The organism is Candidatus Symbiothrix dinenymphae (assembly GCF_001431085.1).
Map to the genome: position 1 here is coordinate 1 of NZ_BBRU01000321.1, position 512 is coordinate 512.

Annotated in this window: 1 protein-coding gene; it reads left to right on the plus strand. The window is 56.4% G+C overall.

Annotated features, from left to right (window positions below; all coding sequences use genetic code 11):
- On the plus strand, positions 1-512 hold a 512-nt coding region (gene hisF / locus ASC50_RS03920), incomplete at both ends, for an imidazole glycerol phosphate synthase subunit HisF (RefSeq protein ID WP_193391202.1).

The window sequence follows — 512 nt, forward strand, 5'->3', positions numbered from 1 at the left end:
GGCATCCACTTCGTCAATTTTCGCGATGCCGGCGACCCTGTGGAATTAGGCAGACAATACAGCGAACAGGGTGCCGACGAGTTGGTCTATCTCGACATCACCGCCTCGCACGAGGGACGCAAAACCTTCCTCGACATAGTGCGCCGCGTAGCAGCAACAGTCAATATCCCCTTCACCGTAGGCGGCGGAATCAACGAACTAAGCGATGTGGACAAACTTTTGAACGCCGGAGCCGACAAAGTATCCATCAATTCGGCAGCCATCCGCAACCCCAAACTGATTGAAGAAATCGCCAACAATTTTGGCTCTCAGGTGTGCGTAGTGGCGATTGATGCAAAGCCGGACACAGCCTCAGCCCCCCCTACCCCCCTCAGGAGGGATTTAAGCTCCATTGAGGGGGGCAGGGGCTGGACATGCTACCTCAATGGCGGGCGCATCCCTACCGACAAAAACCTGTTCGACTGGGGCAAAAAAACCGGAAAACGCGGGGGCGGCGGAAACCCGTTCACCTC